At 42.4% G+C, this 14705-nt stretch carries 15 protein-coding genes; 13 read left to right on the top strand and 2 right to left on the bottom strand.

Going from position 1 to position 14705, the window contains the following annotated elements:
• Window positions 1-5 precede the first annotated feature (5 nt).
• A complete protein-coding gene (locus B2W49_RS07005; RefSeq protein ID WP_291337716.1) occupies window positions 6-920 on the bottom strand; it encodes a LysR family transcriptional regulator in 915 nt (304 codons plus the stop codon).
• 115 nt (window positions 921-1035) lie between these two features.
• Here B2W49_RS07005 and B2W49_RS07000 point away from each other — a divergent pair, with 115 nt between their 5' ends.
• From B2W49_RS07000 to pcaD, 12 genes are all read left to right on the top strand, one after another.
• A complete protein-coding gene (locus B2W49_RS07000; RefSeq protein ID WP_291337714.1) occupies window positions 1036-2145 on the top strand; it encodes a muconate/chloromuconate family cycloisomerase in 1110 nt (369 codons plus the stop codon).
• Window positions 2146-2158: 13 nt separating this feature from the next.
• Window positions 2159-2449, top strand: a complete 291-nt coding sequence (gene catC, locus B2W49_RS06995; RefSeq protein ID WP_291337712.1) for a muconolactone Delta-isomerase — start codon at window positions 2159-2161, stop codon at window positions 2447-2449.
• Between the two features lie 152 nt (window positions 2450-2601).
• Window positions 2602-3522 (top strand): catechol 1,2-dioxygenase, encoded by a 921-nt coding sequence (gene catA, locus B2W49_RS06990; protein ID WP_291337709.1) that lies wholly within the window; start codon window positions 2602-2604, stop codon window positions 3520-3522.
• 88 nt (window positions 3523-3610) lie between these two features.
• Entirely contained in the window at window positions 3611-4999 is a 1389-nt protein-coding gene (gene benA / locus B2W49_RS06985) for a benzoate 1,2-dioxygenase large subunit (RefSeq protein WP_291337707.1), read from the top strand.
• A complete protein-coding gene (gene benB / locus B2W49_RS06980; RefSeq protein ID WP_291337705.1) occupies window positions 4996-5487 on the top strand; it encodes a benzoate 1,2-dioxygenase small subunit in 492 nt (163 codons plus the stop codon). The genes benA and benB overlap by 4 nt, the downstream gene beginning before the upstream one ends.
• Before the next feature lie 95 nt (window positions 5488-5582).
• Window positions 5583-6599: a benzoate 1,2-dioxygenase electron transfer component BenC gene (gene benC / locus B2W49_RS06975; protein ID WP_291337703.1), complete on the top strand. Its 1017-nt coding sequence runs from the start codon at window positions 5583-5585 to the stop codon at window positions 6597-6599.
• 23 nt (window positions 6600-6622) lie between these two features.
• Window positions 6623-7408 (top strand): benzoate diol dehydrogenase BenD, encoded by a 786-nt coding sequence (gene benD, locus B2W49_RS06970; RefSeq protein WP_291337701.1) that lies wholly within the window; start codon window positions 6623-6625, stop codon window positions 7406-7408.
• Window positions 7409-7467: 59 nt separating this feature from the next.
• Window positions 7468-8688 (top strand): benzoate/H(+) symporter BenE, encoded by a 1221-nt coding sequence (gene benE, locus B2W49_RS06965; RefSeq protein WP_291337764.1) that lies wholly within the window; start codon window positions 7468-7470, stop codon window positions 8686-8688.
• A gap of 27 nt (window positions 8689-8715) precedes the next feature.
• Window positions 8716-9402 carry a 3-oxoacid CoA-transferase subunit A gene (locus B2W49_RS06960; RefSeq protein ID WP_291337699.1) on the top strand — a complete coding sequence of 229 codons (687 nt, stop codon included), beginning with the start codon at window positions 8716-8718 and terminating at the stop codon, window positions 9400-9402.
• Window positions 9403-9424: 22 nt separating this feature from the next.
• Window positions 9425-10081 carry a 3-oxoacid CoA-transferase subunit B gene (locus B2W49_RS06955; protein WP_291337697.1) on the top strand — a complete coding sequence of 219 codons (657 nt, stop codon included), beginning with the start codon at window positions 9425-9427 and terminating at the stop codon, window positions 10079-10081.
• 134 nt (window positions 10082-10215) lie between these two features.
• Complete coding sequence (gene pcaF / locus B2W49_RS06950) at window positions 10216-11421, top strand: 3-oxoadipyl-CoA thiolase (RefSeq protein WP_291337695.1); 1206 nt, start codon at window positions 10216-10218, stop codon at window positions 11419-11421.
• 70 nt (window positions 11422-11491) lie between these two features.
• Window positions 11492-12271, top strand: a complete 780-nt coding sequence (pcaD, locus tag B2W49_RS06945; protein ID WP_291337693.1) for a 3-oxoadipate enol-lactonase — start codon at window positions 11492-11494, stop codon at window positions 12269-12271.
• A gap of 80 nt (window positions 12272-12351) precedes the next feature.
• Here the strand turns inward: pcaD and B2W49_RS06940 are convergent, their stop codons facing one another.
• Window positions 12352-13521, bottom strand: a complete 1170-nt coding sequence (locus tag B2W49_RS06940) for a thiolase family protein (protein ID WP_291337690.1) — start codon at window positions 13519-13521, stop codon at window positions 12352-12354.
• A 542-nt stretch (window positions 13522-14063) separates the two neighbouring features.
• On the opposite strand from B2W49_RS06940, the gene B2W49_RS06935 reads away from it, so the two are divergent.
• On the top strand, window positions 14064-14672 hold the full coding sequence (locus B2W49_RS06935; RefSeq protein ID WP_291337688.1) for a TetR/AcrR family transcriptional regulator: 609 nt from the start codon (window positions 14064-14066) through the stop codon (window positions 14670-14672).
• Window positions 14673-14705: the final 33 nt, after the last annotated feature.

Raw genomic sequence — 14705 nt, 5'->3', positions numbered from 1 at the left:
TTTCATTAGAATGCATTGCGATCATAAGTGACTGCTTCCAAATCATAGACTTGATAAATGCAGTCAAACAAAGATCGAATATCTTCACTTTCATCCATATTACGAATTGCCATAAATATAGGACTTACAGCCGAATTATCTAATAAAGGTATAAAGTGTAAATGTGCCAAATGAATATTTTGAGCGCTTTCTGGGACGATACACACGCCTTCACCTGCAGCAACAAAACCCAATGCCAATTGTAATTCACGCACTTCACGAATTTTTCGAGGCTCTAAACCATGCTCAGAAAACACGCTACGAATTTGTGTAGAGAAATTTGGCTTATTGTGGTTTGGATATGAAAATAGTTGTTGATCAACAACATCTGCCAAAAACACACCTTCTTTTTGTGCCGCAAACGGGTGGCTAGAATGGACTGCAACCATCAAGCGTTCTTCACGTAATAAAATACGTTTAACTGCAGGATCAGAAATTCTTAAACGTCCAAAACCAACATCTATACGCCCTTCTTTAAGTGCTTGAATTTGGTCATTGGTGGTCATTTCCACCATTTCTATTTTTAAATGCGGATGCTGCTGCTTAAACAAATACACAATTCTTGATAATAATCCGAACAATAAAGAACCAACGAAGCCAATCGTCACGGTACGGTCAGCAATACCGACACGTTTTGTCATCGACTTAATTTCTTCCGCATTAGACAAAAGTTTAACGGCATGTTGATAAAAGAATTGCCCTGCCTCGGTGGTCTTAAGCGGTCTGCTTCCACGCTCGAATAGTTGAATTCCAAGCTCTTGTTCTAAATTTTGGATCTGTCTGCTCAAAGGTGGTTGAGCAATAAAGAGTTTTTCTGCTGCCTTGGTGAAACTTTGCTCTTCTACAACAGCAACAAAATAACGTAAATGTCTGAGTTCCATGGCTAAATATACCTTTAAAGTATAAAAAAATGCAAATTTGATCTTAGACCAATTTAATTTATTCTTTTAAGGTATATCACAAGATGTAATAAAGCAATGACATGAAGGGCAAACCATGTATAAGTCAGTAGAAACTTTGCTGCTGGAAATACCAACCATCCGTCCACACAAGATGGCGGTTGCAACCATGCAAACCCAAACTCTGGTATTAGTCAAAATCACCACTGAAGATGGTTTTGTTGGCTGGGGCGAAGCAACCACGATTGGTGGCTTGGGCTATGGTGAAGAAAGCCCAGAAAGCGTAAAAACCAATATCGAAAAATATTTCGCACCATTGCTAAAAACTTTAGCTGGCTTGAATGTTGCGCAAACTCTACAGATCATTAAAAAGAATATCAATGGTAACCGTTTCGCGAAGTGTGCCATTCAAACTGCATTGTTAGATATCAAAGCACAACGCTTAAACCAACCTTTAAGTGAAATTTTAGGTGGTCGCCTACGCAACTCGGTTCCTGTTTTATGGGTACTTGCATCTGGCGATACAGAAAAAGACATTGCAGAAGCACAAAAAATGATTGCGAGTAAACGTCACAACACATTCAAGCTCAAAATCGGTTCACGCCCAGTAGAGCAAGATGTTGAACACGTTCTGGCAATCAAAAAAGCATTAGGCAAAGACGTTTCTATTCGTGTAGACGTAAACCGTGCTTGGTCAGAGCTTGAAGCAATTAAAGGCATCCAGCTTTTACAAGATGGCGGTGTCGACTTAATTGAACAACCATGCGCAATTGACAACATTGATGCCATGCAGCGTTTAACGCGCAAATTTGATATTGCCATCATGGCAGATGAATCATTGATGGGCCCACAAACTGCTTATCAATTGGCAAAACGTCATGCTGCATCTGTGTTTGCAGTGAAAGTTGCCCAATCTGCTGGTCTGATTGAAGGCTGTGAAGTAGCAACAATTGCACAATTGGCAGGCATCGACCTTTATGGCGGCACCATGCTTGAAGGTCCTGTAGGCACGATTGCATCTGCGCATGTGTTCTCGACCTTCCAGAATTTAGCGTATGGCACAGAATTATTTGGTCCGTTATTACTGACCGAAGAAATTTTAAAAACGCCACTTCAGTACCAAGACTTTGAGTTACACCTACCAACAGGTGCGGGTTTAGGCATTGAGTTGGATGAAGACAAAATTGACAACTTGCGTCGTCAGTAATTAGGAGAAACCCATGCTTTTCCACGTACGTATGGATGTAAACATTCCTTTGGATATGCCTGCAGAAACTGCTAACGAAATTAAAGCCGTTGAAAAAGCATATTCACAGGAATTACAGCGTCAAGGTAAATGGCGTCATATTTGGCGTATTACTGGCCAGTATTCAAACATCAGTATTTTTGATGTCGAGAGCAACGAAGAACTTCACAACATTTTACAAGGTCTTCCGCTCTACACTTACATGAATATTGAAGTGATGCCATTAAACCGTCATCCATCTTCAGTTCGAGATGATGACAGTTAATTAAGTACCGGATCAGGAATCAAAAGATTCCCCTTCCAAAAAAACAAACAGAGAGTACTGCAACAAGGATTGTGGCCAGCCAAATTTAGCCAGCCGATAAAGCTAAAGATGCGCCACTAAAATATGAAAAACATACTTTAAGGAGCAATAGTATGAACCGCCAAGAAATTGATGCGTTAGTAAAGAAAATGAACGTCGATACTGCGACTGGTCCGGTAGATGAGCGTGTACAACAGATTGTTGTGCGCTTGTTAGGTGACCTGTTCCAGGCGATTGAAGATCTTGATATTTCTCAAACTGAGCTTTGGAAAGGTCTGGAATACTTTACAGATGCGGGCCAAGCAAATGAGCTAGGTCTATTAGCTGCAGGCTTGGGTTTAGAGCACTTCCTAGACTTGCGTGCAGATGAAGCTGATGCTAAAGCAGGCATCACAGGTGGTACACCACGTACCATTGAAGGCCCACTTTATGTAGCAGGCGCACCTGAATCAGTTGGCTTTGCACGTATGGATGATGGTTCTGAAGAAGGTAAAATCCCGACGCTGATCATCGAAGGTACTGTAACTGATACCGAAGGCAATATTATTGAAGGCGCTAAAGTTGAAGTTTGGCACGCCAACAGCTTGGGTAACTACTCATTCTTTGATAAGTCACAGTCTGACTTCAACCTGCGTCGCTCTATTTTCAGTGACCAAGATGGAAAATATGTGGCACTGACTACAATGCCAGTTGGTTATGGTTGCCCACCAGAAGGGACTACTCAGTTCGTACTGGACAAATTAGGCCGTCATGGTAACCGCCCATCTCATGTGCACTATTTCGTATCTGCACCGGGTTACCGCAAACTGACGACTCAATTCAACATTGAAGGTGACAAATATCTGTGGGATGACTTTGCATTCGCTACACGTGAAGGCCTAGTTGCAACCGCTGTTGACGTAACTGATGAAGCTGAAATTGCACGCCGTGGCCTGAAGGGTCCTTTCAAACACATCCAGTTCGATATTGAACTTGTGAAAGAGAAAGAAAACGCGCCTAGCACTGAAGTTGAACGTCGTCGCGCAAGCGCTTAATTCCAAAAAGGAAAGCGGGATGTTTCTTGAATCTGAAATCAGGCACCTCCCGATTGACTGCCCCTCCTTGGACAGCCGGAGAAAGGATATGCCTCGTATTCCTGTAATTAACACCAGCCATTTAGACCGAATTGATGAATTACTAGTCGATGATTTTGAATCTGGTGAGTTTAAACTGCACCGTTCAGTATTCACTGACCAAGCCTTGTTTGACCTAGAAATGAAATACATTTTTGAAGGCAACTGGGTTTATTTGGCACATGAAAGCCAAATTCCAAACAACAATGACTACTACACCACTTACATTGGTCGTCAGCCAATCATCATTGCGCGTAACCGCAATGGAGAATTGAATGCCATGATCAATGCATGCTCACACCGTGGTGCACAGTTATGTCGTTACAAGCGTGGTAACAAAGCAACTTATACTTGCCCATTCCACGGTTGGACTTTCAACAACTCTGGTAAGTTGTTAAAAGTAAAAGACCCAGCAGATGCAGGTTATTCAGATTGCTTTAACAAAGACGGTTCACACGACTTGAAAAAAGTTGCCCGCTTTGAAAGCTATAAAGGTTTCTTATTTGGTAGCTTAAACCCAGATGTTCCTTCATTAGAAGAATACCTAGGCGAAGCAACCAAGATTATTGATATGATCGTAGGTCAGTCAGAACATGGTCTGGAAGTTTTACGTGGTTCTTCGACTTACACTTATGAAGGTAATTGGAAGTTAACTGCCGAAAATGGTGCCGATGGTTATCACGTCTCTGCCGTACACTGGAACTACGCTGCAACAACTCAGCAACGTAAAGAAAAAGAAGCTGGCGATAACATCCGTGCAATGAGCGCAGGTTCATGGGGCAAACAAGGCGGTGGTTCTTATGGCTTTGAAAATGGTCACATGCTCCTTTGGACGCAATGGGCAAACCCAGAAGACCGTCCTAACTTTACCAAGAAAGACGAATACACCGAGAAATACGGCGAAGCGATGGCAAAATGGATGATCGAGCGTTCACGTAACCTGTGTATCTATCCAAACGTTTACTTCATGGATCAGTTCGGTTCACAAATCCGTGTGTTACGTCCCCTATCTGTCGATAAAACTGAAGTGACGATTTACTGTATCGGTCCTGTCGGTGAAGAGCCAGAAGCGCGCACACGCCGTATTCGTCAGTACGAAGACTTCTTTAACGCATCAGGTATGGCTACACCAGATGATCTTGAAGAATTCCGTGCATGTCAAGCAGGCTACGCAGGTATCGCACTTGAGTGGAACGATATGTGCCGTGGTTCTAAGCATTGGATCCAAGGTCCAGACGATGCAGCCAACGAAATTGGCTTAAAACCAAAATTGTCTGGTATTAAAACTGAAGACGAAGGCTTATACCTTGCTCAACACCAATACTGGTTAGAACTCATCAAAAAAGGTATTGCAACTGAAAAAGAAATTGCTGCATCTACTGAAGGAGAAAACGCATGAGCGCGATTACTTTAGAAAATATTGCTCAATTCCTTTATCAAGAAGCTCGCTTTTTAGACGATGAGCAATGGGATGACTGGCTACAGTGCTATGCCCCTACTGCATCTTTTTGGATGCCTGCATGGGATGACAATGACACTTTAACTGAAGATCCACAGTCCGAAATTTCTTTGATTTACTATCCAGACCGTCAAGGTTTAGAAGATCGTGTGTTCCGTATCAAAACTGAACGTTCGTCTGCAACCATGCCAGACACACGTACCAGCCATAACATCAACAACATTGAAATTGTTGAACGTGATGGCGATAAAGTCACGGTACGTTTTAACTGGAACACCTTGAGTTTCCGTTACAAAACTAACTACAGCTACTTTGGTATGTCACGCTACGAAATCGACTTTTCTGGTGACAAACCACAAATTTTAAGCAAGTACGTGGTGCTGAAAAACGATTACATCAACCAAGTAATCGATATCTACCACCTCTAAGTCTGTATTCATTTACAGCAAGGTTAAAACCTTTCAGCCAGATGGAATCTTGGCTGAAAGGTCAAGTTTTAAAGATTTATATAGGATATTCAGCCATGTCAAACCACAATGTTGCACTTCAATTTGAGGATGGCGTTACACGTTTTATTTCTGTTACAGATGGTGAAACACTGTCAGACGCAGCTTACCGTCAAAAGATCAATATTCCTTTGGACTGCCGTGACGGTGCATGTGGAACGTGCCGGGCGTTTTGTGAATCAGGTTCGTATGACATGCCTGAAGAAACTTATATTGAAGATGCATTAACACCTGAAGAAGCTGAACAAGGCTACATTCTTGCATGCCAATGTAAACCAACTTCTGACGCAGTATTCCAAATTCAAGCAACTTCTGATGTATGTAAAACCGAAATTCATGCATTTGAAGGTACTTTGGCTCGTGTAGAAAACCTATCTGACTCGACCATTACTTTTGACATTCAGTTAAATGAAGGTCAACCAGACATTCACTTCCTTGCAGGTCAATATGTGAATGTCGGTATTCCTGGTACCTTAGAAACCCGTTCTTATTCTTTTAGCTCTAAGCCTGGCAACCACTTAACCAGTTTTGTGGTACGTAACGTACCAAACGGCAAAATGAGCGAATTCTTAAGCCAAAATGCCAAAGCGGGCGACAAAATGACTTTTACTGGCCCATTTGGTAGCTTCTACTTGCGTAATGTAGCACGTCCAGTGGTGATGTTGGCAGGCGGTACAGGTATTGCACCATTCATGTCTATGCTACAAGTGCTTGAAGAAAAAGGTTCAGAACATCCAGTACGTTTAGTATTTGGTGTAACCAATGACTTTGACTTGGTGGCGATTGAAAAATTAAACGAACTTCAAGACCAATTTTCTTGGTTCGAGTATCGCACTGTCGTGGCTAATCCAGAATCTGCACATGAGCGTAAGGGTTATGTGACAGGTCATATCGAAAATGAATGGCTGAATGGCGGAGATGTTGATATTTACCTGTGTGGTCCTGTCCCAATGGTAGAAGCGGTTCGTGGTTGGCTAGATACAGAAGGTGTTAAACCGGCAAACTTCCTGTTCGAAAAATTTTCAGCGAACTAAGTTGACCCCTGTTGGAGCATCAAATGGACCGTACAAAAAGATTTGAAAACAAAGTAGTAATCGTGACTGGTGCCGCTCAAGGCATTGGTCGCGGTGTGGCTTTACAAGTGGCGAGTGAAGGTGCTCAAGTGGTTATGGCTGACCTCTCTCCCTATGTAGAAGAAGTGTTGGCTGAAATTGAAGAGCACGGTGGCGATGCGGTAACCGTAAAAGCCAACCTTGAAACTTTTGCAGGTGCAGAATCTGTGGTTGCTAAAGCACTTGAAACTTATGGTCGTGTTGATGTGCTCATTAACAACGTAGGTGGTGCAATTTGGATGAAACCTTTTGAAGAATTTTCTGAAGAAGAAATCATTAAGGAAGTGAACCGTTCATTATTTCCGACTATGTGGTGCTGCCGTGCAGTGCTTCCAGAAATGATTGAAAATCAAAAAGGTACCATTGTAAACGTATCTTCTATTGCAACTCGTGGTATTCACCGCGTGCCATATTCGGCGTCTAAAGGGGGTGTGAACGCTTTAACTGCTTCCCTCGCCTTTGAACACGCAAAAGATGGTATTCGTGTCAATGCCATTGCAACTGGCGGTACAGCAGCACCACCACGTAAAGTGCCTCGCAATACCAATCCATTGTCTGAAAATGAAAAAGCATGGATGCAACAAGTGGTCGATCAAACCATTGATCGCACCTTCTTAGGGCGTTATGGCACCATTCAGGAACAAGTGAATGCGATTCTATTCCTTGCTTCTGATGAATCATCCTACATGACAGGCACTGTTGTACCTGTAGGTGGTGGTGATCAGGGCTAAGCCAAGATCATGACCAACTTCAACAGGATCATTGCATGACGCAAGGAGGCAAATCGTCAATGAGTCATCTGTTCCAAACTTTAAAAAATGACTGGTCAATTTCGGCTACTGTTGCAGGATTCTTAGCAGTGCTGATCTCCTATTCAGGGCCATTGATCATCTTTTTCCAAGCAGCACAACAAGCCCACGTTTCCCCAAACATGATGATTTCATGGATTTGGGGAATTTCTATTGGTGCTGCTGTCGCAGGTATCTTTTTATCCATTAAATACAAAGTGCCTGTGGTTACCGCTTGGTCAGCACCCGGTACCGCATTGCTGGTCACACTGTTTCCAGATATTTCTTTGAATGAAGCAGTTGCAGCCTACATCACCTCTGCTGTGGTGATTTTTTTGATTGGAATCACAGGATATTTTGACAAGCTGTTGTCTTGGATTCCGCAAGAAGTCGCAGCAGGCATGATGGCGGGTATCTTGGTTCAATTTGGTTTAGGCCTATTTACTGCAACCAATACTCTGCCATACATTGTATTTGGGATGCTGGCGGTATTTTTATTGGCAAAGCGTTTTAGTCCACGTTATGCCATGATTTGGGTGCTTGCTGCAGGAATTATACTGAGCTTAATGCTCGGTCAAATTAACCCAATCACCACCAATTTTAGTTTAGCAATTCCACAGTTTATTGCTCCTGAATGGACGTGGAATTCAACCTTAAACTTGGCATTACCTTTAATTTTAGTCAGCTTGTCTGGACAGTTTTTACCAGGTATGGCAATTATTAAAATTAGCGGCTATGACATGCCTGCTAAGCCTATTATTAGCGCAACCAGTATCGCTTCTCTTGCCGTTGCATGTGTGGGAGGAATTACCATTGTACTTGCCTCTATTACCGCCGCATTATGCTTAGGTAAAGATGCGCACGAACTGAAAGAAAAGCGTTATATCGCCGGCGTGGCGAATGGGCTTTTTTATATTTTAGGCGGCTTATTTGCCAGCAGTATTGTCATGCTATTTAGTTTATTGCCTAAAGAACTGATTGCAGCTTTGGCTGGACTTGCACTTTTGGGTGCAATTGCCACCAATATTTCAGTGGCAATGAGTAAAGAATCACAGCGTGATGCGGCCCTCATCACCTTTTTAGCAACTGCCTCTGGTATGCAGTTTTTAGGGCTAAGTTCTGTATTTTGGGGTATCTGTATTGGTTTGATCGCACATTGGGTATTAACCAAACGTAACAGCTCAACCGCCCCCATACCTTCAACTCAAAGTTCCAAAAGTTAATGGACAGGCAATTGTCTAGGACACATTATGATTGATAAAAGTCAAACTTCTTTAACAGAAGTCCTTTCGCAAATTAAAGATGGTTCAACCATCATGATTGGTGGTTTTGGTACCGCAGGTCAGCCAGCGGAACTCATTGATGGTTTGATTGAACTTGGCATCAAAGATTTAATTATTGTAAACAACAACGCAGGTAATGGTGACTACGGTTTAGCGAAGCTATTAAAAGCTGGCGCGGTACGTAAAATCATCTGTTCATTCCCACGTCAGTCTGACTCTTGGGTATTTGATGAACTTTACCGCACAGGCAAAATCGAGCTTGAACTTGTGCCACAAGGTAACTTGGCATGCCGTATTCAAGCTGCAGGTATGGGTCTAGGTCCAATCTATACCCCTACAGGTTTTGGTACTTTACTTGCAGAAGGCAAACCAACCTTAAATTATGAAGGTAAAGACTACGTACTAGAAAACCCAATCCGCGCAGACTTTGCTTTAATTAAAGCACAGCAAGGCGACCGTTGGGGTAACTTGGTGTACCGTAAATCTGCACGTAACTTTGGACCAATCATGGCGATGGCTGCCGATGTGACAATTGCACAGGTTTCTGAAGTGGTAGAGTTGGGTGCATTAGACCCTGAACACATCATCACTCCGGGTATTTTCGTTCAACACGTTGTTGCCGTAGGCGCAAAACAACCTGAACTTTCTACATAACTGTCACGTGAAGGAGAACATCATGAGCTATACCAAATTAACACGTGACCAAATCGCTGAACGTGTGGCACAAGACATTCCAGACGGTGCTTATGTCAACCTCGGCATTGGCTTACCAACTAAAATTTCAAACTACCTGTCTTCAGACAAAGACGTATTCTTACACTCTGAAAATGGTGTATTGGCATTCGGCCCACCTCCTCCGGCAGGTGAAGAAGACCCTGAATTAATCAATGCCGGTAAAGAGTTCGTAACCATGCTTACAGGCGGTTCATTCTTCCACCACGGTGACTCATTTGCCATGATGCGTGGCGGTCACTTAGACATCGCAGTATTGGGTGCTTTCCAAGTGGCTGAAAATGGCGACTTGGCAAATTGGCATACTGGCGCTCCTGACGCGATTCCTGCGGTTGGTGGTGCTATGGATTTGGCCGTTGGTGCGAAAAAAGTCTTTATTACAACCGATCACGTCACAAAAAAAGGCGAAGCTAAAATTGTAGCTGAACTGACTTATCCTGCTACAGGCTTAAAATGTGTAGACCGCATTTACACTGACTTATGTGTGATTGATGTCACTCCTGAAGGCATGAAAGTCATTGAGAAAGTTGAAGGTCTGCCATTTGAAGAGTTGCAATCGATGACGGGTGCAACTCTGATTGATGCGACTCAATCAAATTAAGGGGGAAGTCCCTCCTTTATTAAAGCAGGGATTTAGGGAGGATTTGAGGAATAAAACTACTTCATTAAATCCCTCCCAACCTCCCTTTAAAAAGGGAGGAGTTTTCTTCTTTTAAATATGTGAGCAAATACACAATGAAAAACGCATATATTATCGATGCCATCCGTACCCCATTTGGTCGTTATGCAGGTGGTTTAGCTCCAGTCCGAGCTGATGACTTGGGCGCTCTGCCCATCAAAGCACTTATGCAACGCAACCCATCTGTAAACTGGCAACATGTTGATGATGTGATTTACGGCTGTGCCAACCAAGCAGGTGAAGATAACCGTAATGTCGGTCGCATGTCTGCACTTTTAGCAGGCTTACCGTATCAAGTGCCTGCAACCACTGTGAACCGTTTATGTGGTTCATCGCTAGACGCAATTGCGATAGCTGCACGTGCAATTAAAGCAGGTGAAGCAAACCTGATTATTGCGGGCGGTGTTGAATCGATGAGCCGTGCGCCATTTGTGATGGGTAAATCTGAATCTGCTTATGGTCGCAGTCAAAAAATTGAAGACACCACAATGGGCTGGCGTTTCATTAACCCGAAACTCAAAGAAATGTACGGCGTAGAAACGATGCCGCAAACAGCTGAAAATGTAGCGGAACAGTTCAACATTAACCGTACCGATCAAGACTTATTTGCTTTGACTAGCCAACAACGTACTGCTGCTGCACAAGCACGCGGTTACTTTGACAAAGAAATTATTGCGGTGGAAATTCCACAACGCAAAGGTGAGCCTGTCGTTGTTGCTGCAGACGAACATCCACGTGCATCAACCACAGCAGAAGTATTGGCAAAATTAAAGCCCGTGGTAAAAGCAGACGGTACAGTGACTGCAGGTAATGCATCAGGTATTAACGATGGTGCGGCTGCCCTACTAATTGCTTCTGAAGAAGCTGTTGCACAACACGGCTTAAAACCACGTGCCAAAATCATTGCTTCAACTGTTGTTGGTGTTGAACCACGTATTATGGGGTTTGGTCCTGCGCCTGCAATCAAAAAATTGTTGGCACAAACAGGTTTGACCATTGAGCAAATGGACGTGATTGAGCTGAACGAAGCCTTTGCTGCACAAGCTTTAGCATGTACTCGTGACTTAGGCATCGAAGATGGCTCAGAGAAAGTTAATCCTAATGGTGGTGCAATTGCTTTGGGTCACCCACTCGGTGCATCTGGTGCGCGTTTGGTAACAACAGCACTGAACCAACTTGAACAAACTGGCGGTAAATACGGTTTATGTTCAATGTGTATTGGTGTTGGTCAAGGTATTGCTTTGATGATTGAACGTGTTTAATCCTCATTAAAAGCCCCCTCTCATAAAGGGGGATTTAAGATGGATGTATAAGATTAAGGATTTAAAAAAAATGCCAACATTTACATCAAATGATGCGCAAATCAACTACCAAACTTTTGGAGATGCTGCAAAACCTGCACTAATTTTTTCAAACTCGCTTGGTACAAACTTCAAAATGTGGCAAGCACAGATTGATTTTTTCCAGCAGGATTTTTTTGTCATTTGCTACGACACACGTGGTCACGGTGCATCATCGGCGCCGCAAGGCCCATATAGCATTGATCAATTGGGCCAAGATGTTGTAAATCTACTCGATCATTTGAATGTTGAAAAAGCAACATTCTGTGGTATTTCTATGGGGGGTTTAACAGGTCAATGGTTAGCGATTCATCGTCCTGAACGTTTTAATCAGGTGGTGGTGTGTAATACTGCAGCAAAAATTGGTCAAGAACAGGCTTGGAATGACCGTGCCGCATTGGTACGTGAACAAGGTTTACAACCGATTGCTTCGACTGCAGCATCACGCTGGTTTACTGAACCCTTTATCCAAAGCAACGCGACAGTGGTCAATAATCTTCAAAACGACTTGGCAGCTGGCAGCGCCGAAGGTTATGCGAGCTGTTGCGAAGCTTTGGCTAAAGCGGATGTACGTGAACAACTCACAGACATCACTGTGCCTGTTTTAGTGGTTGCAGGTCAGCAAGACCCTATAACAACAGTTGCCGATGCTCAATTTATGGTTGAACGTATTGCCAATAGCCAATTGTTTGAAATCAATGCATCGCACATTTCTAACGTGGAATTGCCAAACGAATTTAACCAAGCGGTGAAGCAATTTATCCAAGCATAAACCTGAATGTTAAAAGTTAAAAAAGAGCTCTTTCGAGAGCTCTTTTTTTATAGATGAATCCACCATTAGGCAACCTGGGCTTAAATTAGCTCCACAGCAACTGCGGTTGCTTCACCACCACCAATACATAAAGATGCCACGCCTTTTTTCGCACCAATTCGTTTAAGTGCATGAATGAGCGTCACAATAATACGTGAGCCTGAAGAACCTAAAGGATGACCCAAAGCACACGCTCCGCCCTGAATATTAACTTTGGCAGGGTCTAAATCAAAAGCATCTATCGCAAGCATAGTCACCATCGCAAAGGCTTCATTAATTTCCCATAAATCTACATCTGTAACCGACCATCCTGCTTTATCTAGCACTTTTTGAATTGCACCTACAGGAGCAAGAGTAAACTCTGAAGGATGTTGCGAATGTGTCGCGTATGCTACAACTGTTGCGAGCGGTTTTAAGCCACGCTCTGCAGCAACTACATCTGATGTAATCACCAGAGCAGATGCACCATCTGAAATAGAGCTGGCATTGGCAGCTGTAATTGTGCCATCTTTTTTAAATGCGGGACGCAAACTGCTAATTTTTTCGATTTTAGCATTTAACGGTTGTTCATCCTGATCGACAATCACCTCACCTTTACGTGAATGAACAGTAACAGGCACGATTTCATTTTTAAAATAACCGTTTTGAATGGCTGCTACCGCACGATTTAAAGAGCGAATTGCGTATTCATCCTGCTGCTCACGGGTATAGTTTTTCTTGTCTGCCATATCTTGCGCTAATACACCCATCGATAAGCCTGTTTCAGCATCCTCTAAACCTTCCTGAAACATGTGGTCTGTGACTTTGCCGTGTCCCATACGGAAACCTGCACGTGCTTTATCTAGCAAATACGGCGCATTCGACATAGATTCCATACCACCAGCGACCACAATTTGCGCTGAACCCGCCTGAATAGCATCGGCTGCCTGCATAACGGCTTTCATTCCAGAGCCACAAATTTTATTGATAGTAGTTGCACCTGTACTATCGGGCAAACCTGCCTGACGCATCGCCTGACGTGCAGGGCCTTGCTTTAAACCCGCAGGCAATACACAACCAAAAATTACTTCATCAATGTCTGTCACACTTAAACCTGAACGTGCAACCGCATGTTGAATTGCAACCGCGCCCAAGTCGGGTGCTGTACAACTTGCCAGTGAACCTTGAAAGCCGCCCATTGCGGTACGTACAGCATCTACAATGACAATCATTTTTTATTCCCTTATTACCGTCTTTTAAGTTCTTCACGCAAAAACCACACTTTAATTTGCTTTTAATAACATCCCTCTGTGGGTTTCAAAGTAAATCACGTTAAATAGACTTCTTGCGTTAGTCAAATTTTAAGCAGTCAAAAGCTATATTTTATAAGGTTTTAGCCAATTCAAAAATTAGATAAAACTATACTTTCGCAAGAGGTCTAATGTAAATCAAAAGATCAACTGATATTCAGGCAAATAGCTAAAATATCGCAGTTGATTAGCGTTTAACTTTTACTGTCACTTCCAGAAAAATAGAATAAAACGCTATAGAATCCAATTTTATTTCACTAAAATGACCTATTTGGTTTAGTTTTATTGACAACCGATTTATCTTCAGGATTGCGCTATTTTTCACATAATCATACCTGCATAAATTTTAAAGTGTTTTAGCTCATCATCTTTCTTGGGTCTCAGGACCTTGGTGCTATTTCCAAGTTGCTCAAACTGCACTAGACTCCAACATGCTTAATTGGTTGTATTTGGAATATTGATTGATGACGACTCTACGCCAAGAAAATTTCCGACGTCGTAAAGAGAAAATTTTGGCAATGGCTGAGGTTTTATTACTGGAAAATCATAATGATATTACATTAAGTGAGTTGGCTGCAGAGCTAGATATTGCCAAAGGCACAATTTATAAATATTTCAAAAGTAAAAATCAGCTGTATTTAGAGTTAATTATTTTAAATGAGCAGCGTTTATTGGATATTTCCAAACAATATCACCATAATTTTCAAACTTATGTTTCTCAGTACATGCTGTATAACATGCTTAATTCCAACCGTACGATTTTACTGCACTCAATTGAAGAACGCTTAACCAATAATGAACGTAAACTAAATGAGTTGTTTGAACAGTTATACGATATCCGTGAACAGCGTATTTTAGAAATTAAAGACATTACACAAGCTTATTTGGAGTCCTTTAACAGTGCCATGTCGATCCGTGATTATCTATCTTATATTTGGACTGTAACTTATGGTGCGTCCTTATTACTTAACTCCACACATTATCAAAAAGCCATTGGATCACGAGAACGCTTAATCAAGTTATATATTAATCAAGCGCTGATGACGCCAGATAAAGTATCTTCGATTATTTGAGTTGGATTGGTAATCCTCCCATAAATAACCGAA

Source organism: Acinetobacter sp. UBA801, assembly GCA_002296655.1.
Lineage (GTDB): Bacteria > Pseudomonadota > Gammaproteobacteria > Pseudomonadales > Moraxellaceae > Acinetobacter.
The sequence above is the reverse complement of the archived record's forward strand: the minus strand, read 5'-3'. Positions and strand labels throughout refer to the sequence as shown.

What these genes read in the sequence shown, in the direction of transcription:
- B2W49_RS07005 (WP_291337716.1), bottom strand. Translation starts at nt 920, where the DNA reads ATGGAACTCAGACATTTACGTTATTTTGTTGCTGTTGTAGAAGAGCAA.
- B2W49_RS07000 (WP_291337714.1), top strand. Translation starts at nt 1,036, where the DNA reads ATGTATAAGTCAGTAGAAACTTTGCTGCTGGAAATACCAACCATCCGT.
- catC (WP_291337712.1), top strand. Translation starts at nt 2,159, where the DNA reads ATGCTTTTCCACGTACGTATGGATGTAAACATTCCTTTGGATATGCCT.
- catA (WP_291337709.1), top strand. Translation starts at nt 2,602, where the DNA reads ATGAACCGCCAAGAAATTGATGCGTTAGTAAAGAAAATGAACGTCGAT.
- benA (WP_291337707.1), top strand. Translation starts at nt 3,611, where the DNA reads ATGCCTCGTATTCCTGTAATTAACACCAGCCATTTAGACCGAATTGAT.
- benB (WP_291337705.1), top strand. Translation starts at nt 4,996, where the DNA reads ATGAGCGCGATTACTTTAGAAAATATTGCTCAATTCCTTTATCAAGAA.
- benC (WP_291337703.1), top strand. Translation starts at nt 5,583, where the DNA reads ATGTCAAACCACAATGTTGCACTTCAATTTGAGGATGGCGTTACACGT.
- benD (WP_291337701.1), top strand. Translation starts at nt 6,623, where the DNA reads ATGGACCGTACAAAAAGATTTGAAAACAAAGTAGTAATCGTGACTGGT.
- benE (WP_291337764.1), top strand. Translation starts at nt 7,468, where the DNA reads ATGAGTCATCTGTTCCAAACTTTAAAAAATGACTGGTCAATTTCGGCT.
- B2W49_RS06960 (WP_291337699.1), top strand. Translation starts at nt 8,716, where the DNA reads ATGATTGATAAAAGTCAAACTTCTTTAACAGAAGTCCTTTCGCAAATT.
- B2W49_RS06955 (WP_291337697.1), top strand. Translation starts at nt 9,425, where the DNA reads ATGAGCTATACCAAATTAACACGTGACCAAATCGCTGAACGTGTGGCA.
- pcaF (WP_291337695.1), top strand. Translation starts at nt 10,216, where the DNA reads ATGAAAAACGCATATATTATCGATGCCATCCGTACCCCATTTGGTCGT.
- pcaD (WP_291337693.1), top strand. Translation starts at nt 11,492, where the DNA reads ATGCCAACATTTACATCAAATGATGCGCAAATCAACTACCAAACTTTT.
- B2W49_RS06940 (WP_291337690.1), bottom strand. Translation starts at nt 13,521, where the DNA reads ATGATTGTCATTGTAGATGCTGTACGTACCGCAATGGGCGGCTTTCAA.
- B2W49_RS06935 (WP_291337688.1), top strand. Translation starts at nt 14,064, where the DNA reads ATGACGACTCTACGCCAAGAAAATTTCCGACGTCGTAAAGAGAAAATT.